A 13,151-nucleotide genomic window follows, 5' to 3' on the forward strand; every position below is an offset into this window, starting at 1 on the left:
TGATTCAACACATCAGATTAGTCTTGTTTGCGCGGTACAACCGAAATCCGGTAGGCTGCCACATTCAGTCCTTTTTCCACAGCATCGGTTATCAGGTCCTTCACAACCTTGTTCTCTGCACCCCTCGCAACCACAAGCACCCCACGGATCTGCGGTTTGAGCTTTTTGGTCACTATAGGTGTCTGATCCCCTGCTATTTCGTAAGTAATAATCTCGCCATCACGGGTATATTGCGTCATATGCCGTTTGCCCCCGCTAGCATCGGTTTCTTCGGTAAGTTGCTGAGAATCCTTCACGTTCCGCTGAACGACCAATTCTTCTGTGGAATCCACGGTAACCATCACATCAACCGTTCCCACACCAACAATGTTTTCCAGCACACCTTTGATTTTGTCTTCAAATGCAATTTCGATCGCCTGAAAAGGATTCTGTTCCGACGGATCACTCTGTATGGATGCCATGGATGTTGCCGGGTCCGGTGGTTCCCGACCGATATTTTCGGAATCAATTTTTTTGACATTGACGAAGGAATTGAACAGCATGATTCCCACCCCGATCAAACCCAGGATAATCAGCCAGCGGAAGGTTTGACTTCGCCTTGCCCCACCCTCTCCGCCACCCATCCAGGTTTCCATCTTTTTGAACCATTGTTTCATCGGACACCCTCCTTCTCAGAGCACTTCAGCACTTTTTGGTTCTGTCACTTGAACGTTGTTTGCATCAACATCCCACTTTTCAGTCAACAATGTAATAATCTGCACCGCATATTCGGACCTTGTGGATGTCTCACCTTGCTGCTTCGTCTCATCTGCTTGATCACGTATAACAGGCTCCGAAGACGCTTCATTTCCATCACGTTGCCCTCTACTCACATCAATCTGAACATCAGGCACTTCAATCTGACCGATCTGGATGGGCTGCTGTATTTGATGTGATTTATCCTTCTCGACTTCTGTGTCTGTTCCAAATATGGGTTGTGTGTTAGCAGCGACTTCTTGCTGCCCTGCCTTCACTTCTCCTTCTACACCCTCTCCGGCCATCTCGACCAACACACGCTGGATCACAGGCAGTTCGACTGATGAGGCAGCTTCCATCTCCGTTTCAAATTTACTCATGGTCAGCTGTACCTCTACGGACCGCACCTTGGCTCCTGTTGTTTCTTCAATCTGACCTTTCATGACATTAGCCAGTTCTTTGGCTGTCCATTGTAAGGATTGTTCCTGTTCATTGGATTGTAGCCGTTTGCCCTGAGCTAATATCTGTTCGAGTGTCGCATTCCCATTCGATGGAGCATCCATTGCAGACATTGCCCGTTTCAGTTCGCCAACCGGATCACTTTTGAGCAGCTTGGTTATGGGTGATAAAAGGGTCAGCAGGATGAGAAGGCTCAGCACAAGCTTGACATAACGTTCCATGGATCGATTGGGCAACAACATATCCACAAAAGTCGCCAGCAGAACGATCATAATCAAATCCTGGAGCCAGTTGCTCAGCCACCCCATCCTTTCCACCCCCTTTCTTGCCAACATACATTCAGCGCATCATGACAGTCAGATTGCCCGCGGTCAGCAAGATGGTAATGGCCAGGAAAAACATCAGCCCGACGGCTGCCAGCGCCGCAAATACGTAGATCATGCTCTTGCCGATGGCCTGGAGGCATCCTACAATCGGGGTGTCTCCTAGCGGTTGCATAATGGCACCAGTTACGTTGTATATCAAGGCAAGAGCCAGAATCTTGAGTGCCGGAAAGGCACATAGAAACAAAATGATGATCACTCCGGTGAGTCCAATTGCATTTTTGACAAGTAAAGAAGCTGTAATTACCGTATCCGTCGCATCCGCAAATGTTCTGCCCACGACAGGGACAAAGTTGCCTGCGATGTATTTGGCGGCCTTCAGGCTAACTCCATCCGCTACGGAGCCCGATGCTCCCTGAACCGAGATTACACCCAAAAACATCGTCAGCAGGATACCCAGCAGTGCCACACTAATATTGCGCAGGAGGTCTGCCAGCTGTGTCAGCTTGTACTTGTCAGACAATGAACTGACGAGATGCAGAACAGCTGAGAAGAAGAGTAACGGGAATACCAGCAAGTGAATCAACGTACTCACCAGATGAATCATGAAAATGATGAGTGGATGTGTCACCGAGACGGTGATGACATTACCCATGGACGCAAGCAGTGTGAATAACAAGGGAACCATGGCCATCATGAAGTTGATCATGCCGGTTATGGCATCCTTGGCGTATCCAATCGCCACACTGAAGCTGTTAATCGCAATAATGATGATGACCATATAACAGATGGAATAGGCGATTTTGCTAATATTATTTTTCTCAAATGCGGTCTGAAGTGTCTCCAGAATCATGCTGAGTACACTTAACATCACAATCGTGACCAGAAGTTTGCCATTATATAAAATTTCATGCAGCATGAAGGTTCCTATCGCTACAAACACCGATTTCAGGCTGAACCCTTCATTGCCGGGGATTAACATATCCATGAAGGAAGGGGTCTTCCCATCCGGGAAGAAACCACCGTATTGTTGCATCAGTTGATCCCAGTATTTCTCCACCTGATCCTTGGGAAGGTGATCGGCCTGCTGCTCCATCCACTCACCGGAAGGCGAGGTTGCAGTAACCTGTCCCAGGATACCAAACAGAAAACAGAGCATCAGCACAACCGTAAGGCGCCACTGCGGCTTAAGATGCATTGATTTCATATGAAGTCCGCACGCCCTTTCTACACCGGCATCAGCTTCATGACGGTTTCGATAATAATGCTGATGATCGGTATAGCAAGTACAAGGATCAGTACCTTACCAGCCAATTCGATCTTGGACGCAATGCTTTCTTGACCTGCATCCCTGACAATCTGTGCGCCAAATTCAGCGATGTACGCTATGCCAATAATTTTCAGCACCGTTTTCAGATAAATACTTTCCATGCCTGAATTCTCGGCAAGCCGCTTCAACACTTCGATGACTGCTCCGATTTTGCCAATCAACAACATGAAGATGACAATGCCGGTCGCGGCAGCAATCAGAAAGGCAAACATCGGTTTCTGTTCCTTAATGACCAGAATGAGCACTGTTGCGATGAGCGCCAAACCTACAACTTGGATAATTTCCACAGGTCACCACCATCCGGCTTCATGACCGTTTTTCATTGAAAAAGAAATATCGATTTGATCTCTTGTAGCAGGCTGTCCAGCATACGGACCACCATGAACAATACAACGACAAATCCGATTACGGTCACCCAGTGAGCCATATCTTCCTTTCCCATTTGTTTCAGTACCGTGTGAATCATGGCGATGATGATTCCGATACCCGCAATTTGAAAGATTGCGTTCACTTCTAGATTCATGACCTTGGCACCTCACTATCCCGGCTATTTCAGAAGATCAGAATGACGATTAACGCTCCGACAAGCATCCCGAGGCTTCGGCTCATTCGTTCATATTTCATTTGATCGGCCTGGGCGCGGGATTCCTCATGCATTAGTTGTTGAATGGCTAACGATATATGTTTGGTCTGATCCTGACGGTCACTTGTGCCAAGGCTGAAGCTTAATTGCAGCATCACTTCCTTCTCGTCAGCCTTCATGGCCGATCTTCCCCACGCCAGATCCACGCCTGACTGCAGACTTTCCCGGGCAGTGAGTCCATGAGGAGGTTCCATCTGTGTAGCTGCATGAAGAAACAACGTCTTTACAGGTTCTTTGGTCTGTGCTCCCATCTTCCCCATGGCATCGGGAAGTGGAGTGAGCCCATAGTTAATCTCCGTCATTAGTCGCTGGAGGGCTGCAATGAGTTCTCGCAACTGTCTCGGTCTTAATGCATACTGTCTGGCCTTGTAAAATCCGGCGAGGGTGCTGGCTAACAGAATAATTACCGCACCAAACATGTTAACCAAAGGCTTCACCTCCTGCCCCGGTCAGCTGCAACCCACGCATTTTGCCATCAGCCAGCCGAAAGGTCATGCCCCGGCTCGTCCGTTGCAGCTGGACATAACGTTGAAACATCTGCTCCGTAATTAAGGTTCTGAGGGCGGGTCTGGCCGACAGCTCCGATAGGTCACGGCCATGCGCAGTCGCAATCACTGAGACTCCTGCATGCAGGGCTTCCATCACAGCCTCGGCATCCTCCGGACGACCGATCTCGTCCACAATCAGGACATCGGGCGACATGGAGCGAAGCATCATCATCATGCCCTCAGCCTTCGGACAACCGTCCATCACATCTGTTCGGGGACCTACGTCGAAGCCAGGTACTCCTTTGTAGCTACCAGCGATTTCGGACCTTTCATCCACAATGCCCACTTTCAGACGTGGACGTATTCCCTGAACCAGTTCAGTTCCCCCTGTAAGCTTTGTACCACTACTAATTTGTCTCGCCAGATCTCGCAGCAACGTCGTTTTCCCTTGTTGTGGTGGTGATAGGATCAACGTGTGCAGGACCTGTCCGCTCTTCATATCGAGAAGATAAGGAAGGATACGATCAGCCACTCCATGTACCTCACGGGCTACGCGAACGTTAAACCCGTTGATGTCACGCAAGTATTCGACACGCCCACCGCTTAGTACCGTTCGTCCAGCAAGCCCGATTCGATGTCCCCCAGGTATGGTGATGAACCCTTTGCGCAGTTCCTCTTCCAATGTATAAAGTGAATGGTTACTGATCAGGTCCAGCAACCTGTGCGTCACTTCTTTCTGAGGAACATACGCTTCTTCAGGATTCCCGGTCGGACAACCTTGAGGTGTCAGGAAGTGGTATGTGTTGCCTGCATTAATCTCCAGGGGTCTGCCTTCACGAATACGTACTTCCTCCACTTGTTCCAATAGAGCGGGTGGCATTCTTCCAAGAATGGTTCGGATCGGTTCCGGAAAAAGTTCCCTCCAGTTCACCTTCATGAGTAGGCTCCTCCAACCTTGAGATCATTTGGTTCACACTTCTGGCGCTTGTTCATATCTCAAGTTTATGCCTGTACATTTAATTTATGACGCTGAAATCTATCAATTCTTCAGAATGCGGTTGAGAGTTGAAACCATAGATGCACCTTCTGTTCTAGGCACCCGTCTAGATGTGCATGCATATAGTAATTGCAGATAGGTAAGTTCCATTCCGGTTCAAAACAGAACTACCGATCCCCAGATACCAGAAAGGAGTTGTGGGGAGTGCGAGTTGATGTCGTTGGCAATGTGAATGAAGTACGTACCATTGATATTGCAGGGCGAAGTGCAGTTGTCATTGATGTATTGTGTACGACCAGTACGATTGTTACGGCTCTGGCGTATGACGCTTCGGCTGTGATTGCCGTAGAGACCGTTCCACAAGCCAAACAAATGGAAGTGAAAGATTGCATTCGAGGCGGGGAGCGTTTTGACAAAAAAATCACCGGATTCGAAGTGGGGAATTCCCCCTATGAATATATGACTGCAGGCATTGCAGATAAAACAATCATTCTAACCACAACCGATGGAACACGAGCTTTGATCAAGGCTTCCAAGGGGAAACATGTATTCGCTGGTTCATTTCTCAATGTGCAGGCTGTTGCAGCAGCTCTATGTGAACTTCAACGAGATGTATTGCTGTTATGTGCGGGGAACCAGGATGAATTTGCTCTGGAGGACGGCTTGTGTGCTGGATGTATCATCGATGAACTGCACCGTCAATCCTGTTCTCCCCTCCAACTTAACGATCTCGGCATAGTGCTTCATCAGGCGGTATCCCAACGTAGTGAGAGCATCCCGGAGTTGGTCCAGGGGTCTGTTAGCGGGCGGAGGCTTGAAAAGTTAGGCAGAGTTCATGATATTTCGTATTGTTCTCAATTAAACCTGCTGGATTGTGTTCCCGAGATGGGGGAGGGGAACCGCATGCAGCCTTATAGAGGCATACGCGGGGGAAAGATGTTCAAGTTGATGTGAGAATTGCCATGAGAAAAACAAATAAGGTGTACTGCTGCCCGTTGGCAACAGTACACCTTTGCTAATTTACATATATTGAAGATACTTATCTGCGATCTTGAGGTCCACCGATAACGGCTTGCTCGGCAGTGTCGAGATCATATGCTGTATGCAATGCCTTAATGACGTCATGCAGCTTATCTCCGTCAATAACACAAGATACTTTGATCTCGGAAGTGCTCACCATCTTGATACTCACGCCTTCAGCCGAAATGACTTTGAACATCTTCGCAGCTACACCAGGATGACTGACCATGCCTGCGCCAACAATGGAGATTTTAACGAGGTTCTCCTCAGATGTAACTTCACGGTAAGGCAAGCGGCTGTGAAGGCCTTCAATGACACGTAATGCGTTCTCACGATCAGACAGCGCCACAGAGAACGAGAAGTCCGCTTTGCCATCCATCACTCCGCTCTGAACGATAATGTCCACATCCAGCTGATTGGATGCAAGCGCACCAAATACTTCGGCCAGAACTCCTGGTACATCCGGCACACCCAGAATACTGATGCGAGCCACGTTTTTGTCATAGGCAATACCACTAACCACTACGCCTTGTTCCATTGCTGCTTCCTCCTTCACAACCGTTCCTTCATTATGGTTAAAGCTGGATCTTACGATTAAAGGTACACCGGAATGCTTCGCGTACTCTACTGCACGCGGATGCAACACCGCTGCTCCCAAATTAGCAAGTTCTAGCATTTCGTCATACGATATTTCCTTCAGCTTGCGCGCAACCTTAACGATCCGCGGGTCCGTAGAATAGATTCCGTCTACATCCGTATAGATCTCACACGCATCAGCCTTAATCGCTGCCGCCAGCGCTACAGCTGTTGTATCCGAACCACCACGACCGAGCGTTGTGATCTCGCCGTCTTCCGTCATGCCCTGGAAGCCTGCAACAATAACAATGTTGCCCTCGGCAAGTGCTGCATTCACACGGTCAGGTTGAATATCATGAATACGTGCTTTTCCGTGAACCGGCTCTGTGCGGAATCCCGCTTGCCAGCCCGTAAACGATACTGCCTTACGTCCAAGCGCTTGAATAGCCATCGATAACAAAGAGATCGAAATCTGTTCTCCTGTCGTTAAGAGCATATCCATCTCACGAGCAGGCAGTTCACTATTCAGTTGTTTTGCCTGATCAATCAAATCATCTGTTGTATCCCCCATGGCCGAAACCACAACTACACACCGATGTCCTTCATCAGCTTTTTCTACAACACGTCCGGCCACACGCTTCATGCGTTCTGTATCTCCGACCGAGCTACCCCCAAATTTCATGACGTACAATGACAACGCAAATCCACTCCCTACCTTGTGCAGTATGCATAATTAATGTCCATCGTCATTATTCTCTACGAGAAATGACTTTAACCCAGTATATTACGAAAGCGCCTGATAGGCTAATCTTTTTTCGAAAAAACCCTCTGCCAAAGGAATGGCAAAGGGTTGTTAATAACCTTTTTTAGCTTACAAGCTGTGAAAGTTACGCACGGGAAGAGTATTTACCTTCACGTGTGTCAATCAGGAGAACGTCACCTTCGTTAATGAACAAAGGAACCTGTACGTTCAAGCCTGTTTCCACTTTTGCATTTTTGGTAGCGCCTTGTGCAGTGTTACCTTTAACACTTGGCTCAGTCTCGATGACTTTCAACTCAACGCTTGTTGGCAAGTCAATTCCGAGAATTTCACCTTGGTAGCTAACAATCTTAACGACCATGTTTTCTTTCAGGAAGTTCAATTCCCATTCCAGTTGTTCACTAGTCAATGTGAACTGATCATATGTTTCGTTATCCATGAACGTGTGCTCTGTACCGCTTGCATACAGGTAGGATACGCCACGGTTTTCAATAATGGCACGACCAATCGTTTCGCCTGCACGGAATGTTTTTTCAACAGTGTTACCGTTACGCAGGTTTTTCAATTTGGAACGTACAAAGGCAGCGCCTTTACCTGGTTTAACGTGTTGGAAATCAAGTACGGTATAGATATCGTTATCTACTTGCACGGTCAAGCCTGTTTTAAAATCGTTTACTGAAATCACAAAAAATCCCTCCTGATATGGTTAAAAAGTAGGTGATATAAGACGATGGGTTAATGTTATATGTAAAATGAGCCCAAGAATGGCCACCTCGTTCACTTCGATTGCAGTACCATCCTCTGATCGCTGTTATCCCCAGATTTTTTTGATCCCATTATCAATGGGAAAATCCGGTGATAAAGGCGAACGCTTCGCTTCTTCAGATTGGTTCTGCACTCTCTGTTATGGTGAAATTTCTTATTTTCAATTTAAATAACACATTAAAAATCGTCTTATATCCCTGTGGCTGTAATTTAGCCGATTACGGTGAACTTCTTGTCCGACTTCGTGAGAATATGAATACCCGTCTCGGTAATCACTACGTCATCCTCGATACGCACGCCGCCAAGCCCGTCAATATATATACCCGGTTCAACGGTAACGACCATACCCGGTTTCAATACATCGTCGCTAAGCTTGGACAAGCGAGGAGCTTCGTGAACTTCCATACCCAGACCGTGGCCTGTGCTGTGTCCGAATTGATCTCCATATCCGTGACCTGCAATGATATCACGAGCCAATGCATCTGCTTCCCGTCCGGTCATGCCCGGTTTCAGGTTCTCCAGCGTATGTAACTGAGCTTCCAGTACAATGTCATAAATTTTGCGCAGTTCAGGTACAGGTGTACCTGTTGCAATGGTACGTGTCAGATCTGAACAGTATCCGTCCAAAAGTGCACCAAAGTCAAATGTAATTAACTCATTTTGTCCGATGACCTTGCTGCTCGCTACACCGTGAGGCATAGCAGAACGTTCACCCGATGCTACAATGGTGTCAAACGAAGAGGACGTTGCTCCATGCTTGCGCATGAAAAACTCCATCTCCAGATCCACTTCACGCTCCGTCATACCTGGTTTTGCAAACTGCAAAACGTGGCTGAACGTGGCATCCGCCAGATCTGCTGCTCTCTGCATAACCGCGATCTCATCTTCATCCTTGAACATACGAAGTTGTTCCACGATCCCGGATACAGCTTTCAGTTCGATAGATTGAAGTGCTTCAGCATAAGCGGAATGCGTGCCAAATGTGACACTATCCTGCTCGAAGCCCACTTCTTTGATATTTGCGGATGCCAGTAGTTCACGCACTGTATCCATCGGCTTGGCTCCATGCTCCACAACGGTGAATCCTTTGGCTTGTTGAGGCGCTTGTGACATATAACGGAAATCAGTCAGCAGATATGCATCCTGTTCCGTAATTAGCACATATCCCGCCGAGCCTGTAAAACCCGTCATATAACGACGGTTAATCGGGTTTGTAATCAGCATTGCAGTGAGTTCATGCTCACGCATGGCTTCACGCAACTTATTTACTCGTTTGTTTTCCATCGGTAACCCTTCTTTCTCTCACATTCCCGGGTTCCCGGCTCAGGTTTGTTTGTCCAGATGACGCACAAGAGCCAGCAATCCCAGTTCATAGCTTACTTCGCCAAATCCGGCAATCTGCCCGATTGTTTCCGCTGCAATCACTGAATGATGTCTGAACGCTTCGCGTGCATGAATGTTGGATAGATGTACTTCCACTGTAGGGACTTTTACAGCATTGATTGCATCACGTATAGCATAGCTATAATGGGTAAATGCTCCGGCATTCAGTATTATTCCGTCTGCCTCACCCATCGCTGCATGAATGCGGTCAATGATGTCCCCTTCATGGTTCGATTGATAAAAAGCGATGGAGACGCCAATTTCATCAGCCTGTCTGCGAATTTTGTCCTCAATATCCTTCAGACTAAGCGTTCCATAGATGCCCGGTTCGCGTACACCAAGCATGTTCAGGTTCGGACCATTGATCACAATAATTCGTTTCATCGCTGCTCCACCCTCTCTGCAAATAACCATCTGCTATTTTAACACAGCCATTGCCGGATTGAGAAGCTTTTTTGCGCTATGCCCCCGCTTGCTCCGGCTCGCGTTTGCGTTCGTCCGTGTACTCCATGGCTACCGTGTAACCAATGAACAGCCCCCATAACAAAAAGAAACAGAGTTCCGTGATGATTGAATCCCACGTTAAACCGTTCAAAGGTTTCATCATCCCCAGTTTTGGTCCGACCAGTATAAAGAGAATCAGCCACCAGACGATTCCATATACCATGCCGGGTAACGGTCCTTTCAGTTTTCTAATCGTGAACGTGTAGAGTAAGGATGCCAAGATGGAAAAGACGATAAAAAACAGCCAGCCTGTCAAATGTCCTGCTGCGGTATATATATATTCATGTTTGAAAAAAGGCTCGGCCAGAAATCCGACAGGTACAATCGTAAAATGCAACAGATAGAATAGCCAATGTAGCCCACCCCAGATAAAACCGGCAAAGAAGCCAAGCTCTAATGCAAAGGAAAATGGCTTCGTATAGTAGTGTGCTTGACCTTGCCTCTGGGTAGGGCGCCTGCCCTTGTCTTTTGGCTGCCGTTCTTTCTTACGTTGACCTTCATCTTGTGATGTATCTTCATGCTTACGTTCTGTCATCGATATTCTCCTTCATTCAGTTGATAATCCCGCATTATGCCTCGAATTTCCGCTCCGATTCTACGAGGTAGTATGTTCAAAACAGGACAATCTTAACAACATCCTTCAAGGTTTGACTCACAAACTAGAAATTGGTCTCAAAATTCGATACAATAGGGTTATTAAACTGCCTTTGATCGCGAAGGCCTAGAACAGAATAGGAAGGTGAATAATTTGCCTCAACAATCCAAGCCTGTCAGCTATGGGGGGCAAGCTGTCATTGAAGGCGTAATGTTCGGTGGGAAACATGTCAACGTTACAGCTGTTCGTAGAAAAGACGGCGAAATTACGTATCTGGAAGTTCCCAAGCAAGACAAGTCCTGGGTCACGAAATTGCGGCGGATTCCTTTATTACGCGGAATTGTCAGCATTATAGATTCAAGTGTCAAAGGTAGCAGACATCTCAATTATTCTGCTGACGCCTATGCTGATGATGAACTGGAACCGGAAGAGAAAGCCAATCAAAAAGAGAAAGAAGGTTCGGGCTGGAGCCTTAGCATGATCATTGGTGTGACCGCCGTTGCCATCCTTTCATTCCTTTTTGGTAAAGTTGTGCTCACATTGCTTCCTGTTGTTATCGAGAATTTTCTATTCAAAAATGCATTCGACAATCAGTTTTTGCATAATTTACTGGAAGGCGGCATTAAGCTGATCCTGTTACTCGCTTATCTGTGGTTAATCTCACAGACGCCGATGATTAAACGTCTCTTCCAGTATCATGGAGCGGAACACAAAGTAATCAGCGCACATGAAGCTGGTGAAGAACTGACACCGGAGAACGTGCAAAAGTACAGCCGACTGCACTACCGCTGCGGAAGCAGTTTCATTATGTTGACTGTCATTATTGGAGTGTTTCTATACTCCCTCTTCACGTACGATAACCTCTGGGAACGGATGGGTCAGCGTCTGTTGTTATTGCCAGTTGTGCTAGGCATTTCTTTTGAACTGTTAAAGCTCACGAATTCAGTACGTGATATTCCTGTACTGCGTTATCTCGGATACCCGGGATTGTGGCTGCAATTGCTGACAACAAAAGAGCCGACCAACGAACAGGTAGAAGTATCCATTGCTTCGTTTAACCGCATGCGTGAGTTGGATGCCAAGCTTGCCAATGTCTCTGCTACGTCAGAAGTACCTGTTGCAACACTCGATCCTGTGAAAGGGTGAATGATATGAACAAGCAGGCAATCTTATTTTGGACGTTCATCGCACTAGCTGCTGTTGGAGTCTTGACTTGGCTGGGGAACGCTAGTCCATCCAGGATCATTATTCCTCTGGTCGTGTTCGGAGCCGTATTCCTGCTGTACAAATATCCGCCTCGTCGCTGGGCAAGCAAAACCAAATCACCAAAGATTAAGCCATCGGCACGAACCATGGCAAAAGTCAATGCACAGTCCAGTGCCAGAAAGAGCAGCGGCTCTTCAAAGAAACGCAAGGATTATCCTTTCCAAGTGATTCAGGGACAAAAAGGGAAAAGCGATGAAGATATACCGAAATTTCACTAAAAGGTACTGAACAACCAAAAAAGCAATTCTCCCAACATGCGGAGAATTGCTTTTTTCACGTTTATACAGGAATCAGAGGTGGAGCTTCTGCCTGTTTCTTGCGCAATTCTTTTCTTTGTTTGTCCAGCTGTTCATCATACATTTTCATATTCCACCCATTGAAAAACTCGTTCCCTGCGGTTGCGCCTGATCGATATAAGGCTGTGCTATCCTGTAACGATAAATGAAATTGCGTCGGTTTAATGCCAAGCGTTGGTATCTTCACTGTGCGAAACCGGTTAATCTGTTCGATGTAGCGTTCATCATGTGCTGTGAGCATCGTCTCTACAAGGGCCTGAAGCATGCTTAGCGGTCCTTTAATCCGGGCAGGTTCCACTTCCGTCTTCCCCACCATTTTGAATCCGACAACCGGAATGACGTCTCCTCCTCGTTCGGAACGATCACCATCGAAGAGCCACAACGGAAAATTGCTAAGCAATCCACCATCCACGACATACACAAACTGATCTTGAAAAGGAAGTCCTTTGGAGAATACTGGTGATTTGCGTATGACTACCGGATCGAAAAAATACGGGATACTGCAACTCATACGAACCGCCTTTGCAACATCCAGCTTCGCAGGGTCAATGCCGAACCGCCGAATATCGTCTGGCAACACCAGAATGGTCCCATTGGATATATCGGATGCGGTAATAAGCAACTTACCTTGTGGCAAGTCAGCGAATGTGCGAATCCCTTTCTGCTCCAACATCTTGCGAATCCATGATTCCAGCGCTTCTCCCGAATATAGTCCTTTCTTCAAGAACAGCCTTGCCGCGGGTCCGATCCATCGGGTATTAAATATGGGGGAACGACGCAGCAATGAAACAAAGGGGGTATTCTCAATAATGACTTTCATCTCTTCGGCCCTGTAACCGGCCGCTAGCAGAGCAGCTACAATGGAACCGGATGATGTGCCTGCCACTCGATTAAACTGAATGCCGCAGTCTTGAGCACCCTGCACAGCACCTGCAAGCGAGATCCCTTTGACGCCTCCACCTTCAAACACCGCGTTAATTAACATAACAAAAAACCCCCGTTCTCCAGGCA

The 13,151-nt window shown here is 47.3% G+C and carries 16 protein-coding genes; 3 read left to right on the forward strand and 13 right to left on the reverse strand.

The features are described 5' to 3' along the window. Nucleotides 1–17: 17 nt before the first annotated feature. The 7 genes from spoIIIAG to spoIIIAA are packed head-to-tail and all read right to left on the reverse strand — an operon-like array spanning nt 18 to nt 4,915. Nucleotides 18–656, reverse strand: coding sequence for a stage III sporulation protein AG (gene spoIIIAG / locus MKY95_RS22170; RefSeq protein WP_036614381.1), 639 nt, complete (start codon nt 654–656; stop codon nt 18–20). Between the two features lie 15 nt (nt 657–671). After that, nucleotides 672–1,502, reverse strand: a complete 831-nt coding sequence (spoIIIAF, locus tag MKY95_RS22175; RefSeq protein WP_076251022.1) for a stage III sporulation protein AF — start codon at nt 1,500–1,502, stop codon at nt 672–674. A 31-nt stretch (nt 1,503–1,533) separates the two neighbouring features. Further along, nucleotides 1,534–2,724, reverse strand: coding sequence for a stage III sporulation protein AE (gene spoIIIAE, locus MKY95_RS22180; RefSeq protein ID WP_036674993.1), 1,191 nt, complete (start codon nt 2,722–2,724; stop codon nt 1,534–1,536). Nucleotides 2,725–2,744: 20 nt separating this feature from the next. Next, the gene (spoIIIAD, locus tag MKY95_RS22185; protein WP_017687586.1) at nt 2,745–3,134 is read right to left on the reverse strand and encodes a stage III sporulation protein AD; all 390 of its coding nucleotides are present in this window, start codon (nt 3,132–3,134) and stop codon (nt 2,745–2,747) included. Nucleotides 3,135–3,166: 32 nt separating this feature from the next. Next, entirely contained in the window at nt 3,167–3,370 is a 204-nt protein-coding gene (gene spoIIIAC / locus MKY95_RS22190) for a stage III sporulation protein AC (RefSeq protein WP_017687585.1), read from the reverse strand. A gap of 29 nt (nt 3,371–3,399) precedes the next feature. After that, complete coding sequence (gene spoIIIAB / locus MKY95_RS22195; protein WP_036614389.1) at nt 3,400–3,918, reverse strand: stage III sporulation protein SpoIIIAB; 519 nt, start codon at nt 3,916–3,918, stop codon at nt 3,400–3,402. After that, on the reverse strand, nt 3,911–4,915 hold the full coding sequence (spoIIIAA, locus tag MKY95_RS22200; protein ID WP_036614390.1) for a stage III sporulation protein AA: 1,005 nt from the start codon (nt 4,913–4,915) through the stop codon (nt 3,911–3,913). The genes spoIIIAB and spoIIIAA overlap by 8 nt, the downstream gene beginning before the upstream one ends. 264 nt (nt 4,916–5,179) lie before the next feature. On the opposite strand from spoIIIAA, the gene MKY95_RS22205 reads away from it, so the two are divergent. Further along, on the forward strand, nt 5,180–5,929 hold the full coding sequence (locus tag MKY95_RS22205) for a 2-phosphosulfolactate phosphatase (RefSeq protein WP_076251020.1): 750 nt from the start codon (nt 5,180–5,182) through the stop codon (nt 5,927–5,929). A gap of 85 nt (nt 5,930–6,014) precedes the next feature. On the opposite strand, the gene MKY95_RS22210 is transcribed toward MKY95_RS22205, so the two are convergent. The 5 genes from MKY95_RS22210 to MKY95_RS22230 form a co-directional block, all read right to left on the reverse strand. After that, nucleotides 6,015–7,268, reverse strand: coding sequence for an aspartate kinase (locus MKY95_RS22210; RefSeq protein ID WP_036614392.1), 1,254 nt, complete (start codon nt 7,266–7,268; stop codon nt 6,015–6,017). 190 nt (nt 7,269–7,458) lie between these two features. After that, on the reverse strand, nt 7,459–8,016 hold the full coding sequence (efp, locus tag MKY95_RS22215) for an elongation factor P (RefSeq protein ID WP_036614394.1): 558 nt from the start codon (nt 8,014–8,016) through the stop codon (nt 7,459–7,461). Nucleotides 8,017–8,306: 290 nt separating this feature from the next. Continuing rightward, the gene (locus tag MKY95_RS22220; RefSeq protein ID WP_036614396.1) at nt 8,307–9,380 is read right to left on the reverse strand and encodes a Xaa-Pro peptidase family protein; all 1,074 of its coding nucleotides are present in this window, start codon (nt 9,378–9,380) and stop codon (nt 8,307–8,309) included. Between the two features lie 39 nt (nt 9,381–9,419). Further along, nucleotides 9,420–9,863 carry a type II 3-dehydroquinate dehydratase gene (aroQ, locus tag MKY95_RS22225; protein ID WP_036614400.1) on the reverse strand — a complete coding sequence of 148 codons (444 nt, stop codon included), beginning with the start codon at nt 9,861–9,863 and terminating at the stop codon, nt 9,420–9,422. Between the two features lie 76 nt (nt 9,864–9,939). After that, a complete protein-coding gene (locus tag MKY95_RS22230) occupies nt 9,940–10,518 on the reverse strand; it encodes a YqhR family membrane protein (protein WP_036614402.1) in 579 nt (192 codons plus the stop codon). A gap of 213 nt (nt 10,519–10,731) precedes the next feature. On the opposite strand from MKY95_RS22230, the gene MKY95_RS22235 reads away from it, so the two are divergent. Continuing rightward, the gene (locus MKY95_RS22235) at nt 10,732–11,724 is read left to right on the forward strand and encodes a DUF1385 domain-containing protein (RefSeq protein WP_036614405.1); all 993 of its coding nucleotides are present in this window, start codon (nt 10,732–10,734) and stop codon (nt 11,722–11,724) included. A gap of 5 nt (nt 11,725–11,729) precedes the next feature. Continuing rightward, complete coding sequence (locus MKY95_RS22240) at nt 11,730–12,062, forward strand: hypothetical protein (RefSeq protein WP_036614407.1); 333 nt, start codon at nt 11,730–11,732, stop codon at nt 12,060–12,062. Between the two features lie 61 nt (nt 12,063–12,123). Here the strand turns inward: MKY95_RS22240 and MKY95_RS22245 are convergent, their stop codons facing one another. Beyond that, a complete protein-coding gene (locus MKY95_RS22245) occupies nt 12,124–13,125 on the reverse strand; it encodes a patatin-like phospholipase family protein (protein ID WP_036614410.1) in 1,002 nt (333 codons plus the stop codon). Nucleotides 13,126–13,151 lie beyond the last annotated feature (26 nt).

Source organism: Paenibacillus sp. FSL P4-0176 (assembly GCF_037975265.1).
In the GTDB taxonomy this organism is placed as follows: Bacteria; Bacillota; Bacilli; order Paenibacillales; family Paenibacillaceae; genus Paenibacillus; species Paenibacillus amylolyticus.

Bases quoted from the DNA above. Each gene is read 5' to 3' on its own strand.
- spoIIIAC (WP_017687585.1), bottom strand. From the start codon at position 3,370: ATGAATCTAGAAGTGAACGCAATCTTTCAAATTGCGGGTATCGGAATC.
- MKY95_RS22230 (WP_036614402.1), bottom strand. From the start codon at position 10,518: ATGACAGAACGTAAGCATGAAGATACATCACAAGATGAAGGTCAACGT.
- MKY95_RS22245 (WP_036614410.1), bottom strand. From the start codon at position 13,125: ATGTTAATTAACGCGGTGTTTGAAGGTGGAGGCGTCAAAGGGATCTCG.
- spoIIIAE (WP_036674993.1), bottom strand. From the start codon at position 2,724: ATGAAATCAATGCATCTTAAGCCGCAGTGGCGCCTTACGGTTGTGCTG.
- spoIIIAA (WP_036614390.1), bottom strand. From the start codon at position 4,915: ATGAAGGTGAACTGGAGGGAACTTTTTCCGGAACCGATCCGAACCATT.
- MKY95_RS22240 (WP_036614407.1), top strand. From the start codon at position 11,730: ATGAACAAGCAGGCAATCTTATTTTGGACGTTCATCGCACTAGCTGCT.
- MKY95_RS22220 (WP_036614396.1), bottom strand. From the start codon at position 9,380: ATGGAAAACAAACGAGTAAATAAGTTGCGTGAAGCCATGCGTGAGCAT.
- spoIIIAF (WP_076251022.1), bottom strand. From the start codon at position 1,502: ATGGGGTGGCTGAGCAACTGGCTCCAGGATTTGATTATGATCGTTCTG.
- spoIIIAG (WP_036614381.1), bottom strand. From the start codon at position 656: ATGAAACAATGGTTCAAAAAGATGGAAACCTGGATGGGTGGCGGAGAG.
- aroQ (WP_036614400.1), bottom strand. From the start codon at position 9,863: ATGAAACGAATTATTGTGATCAATGGTCCGAACCTGAACATGCTTGGT.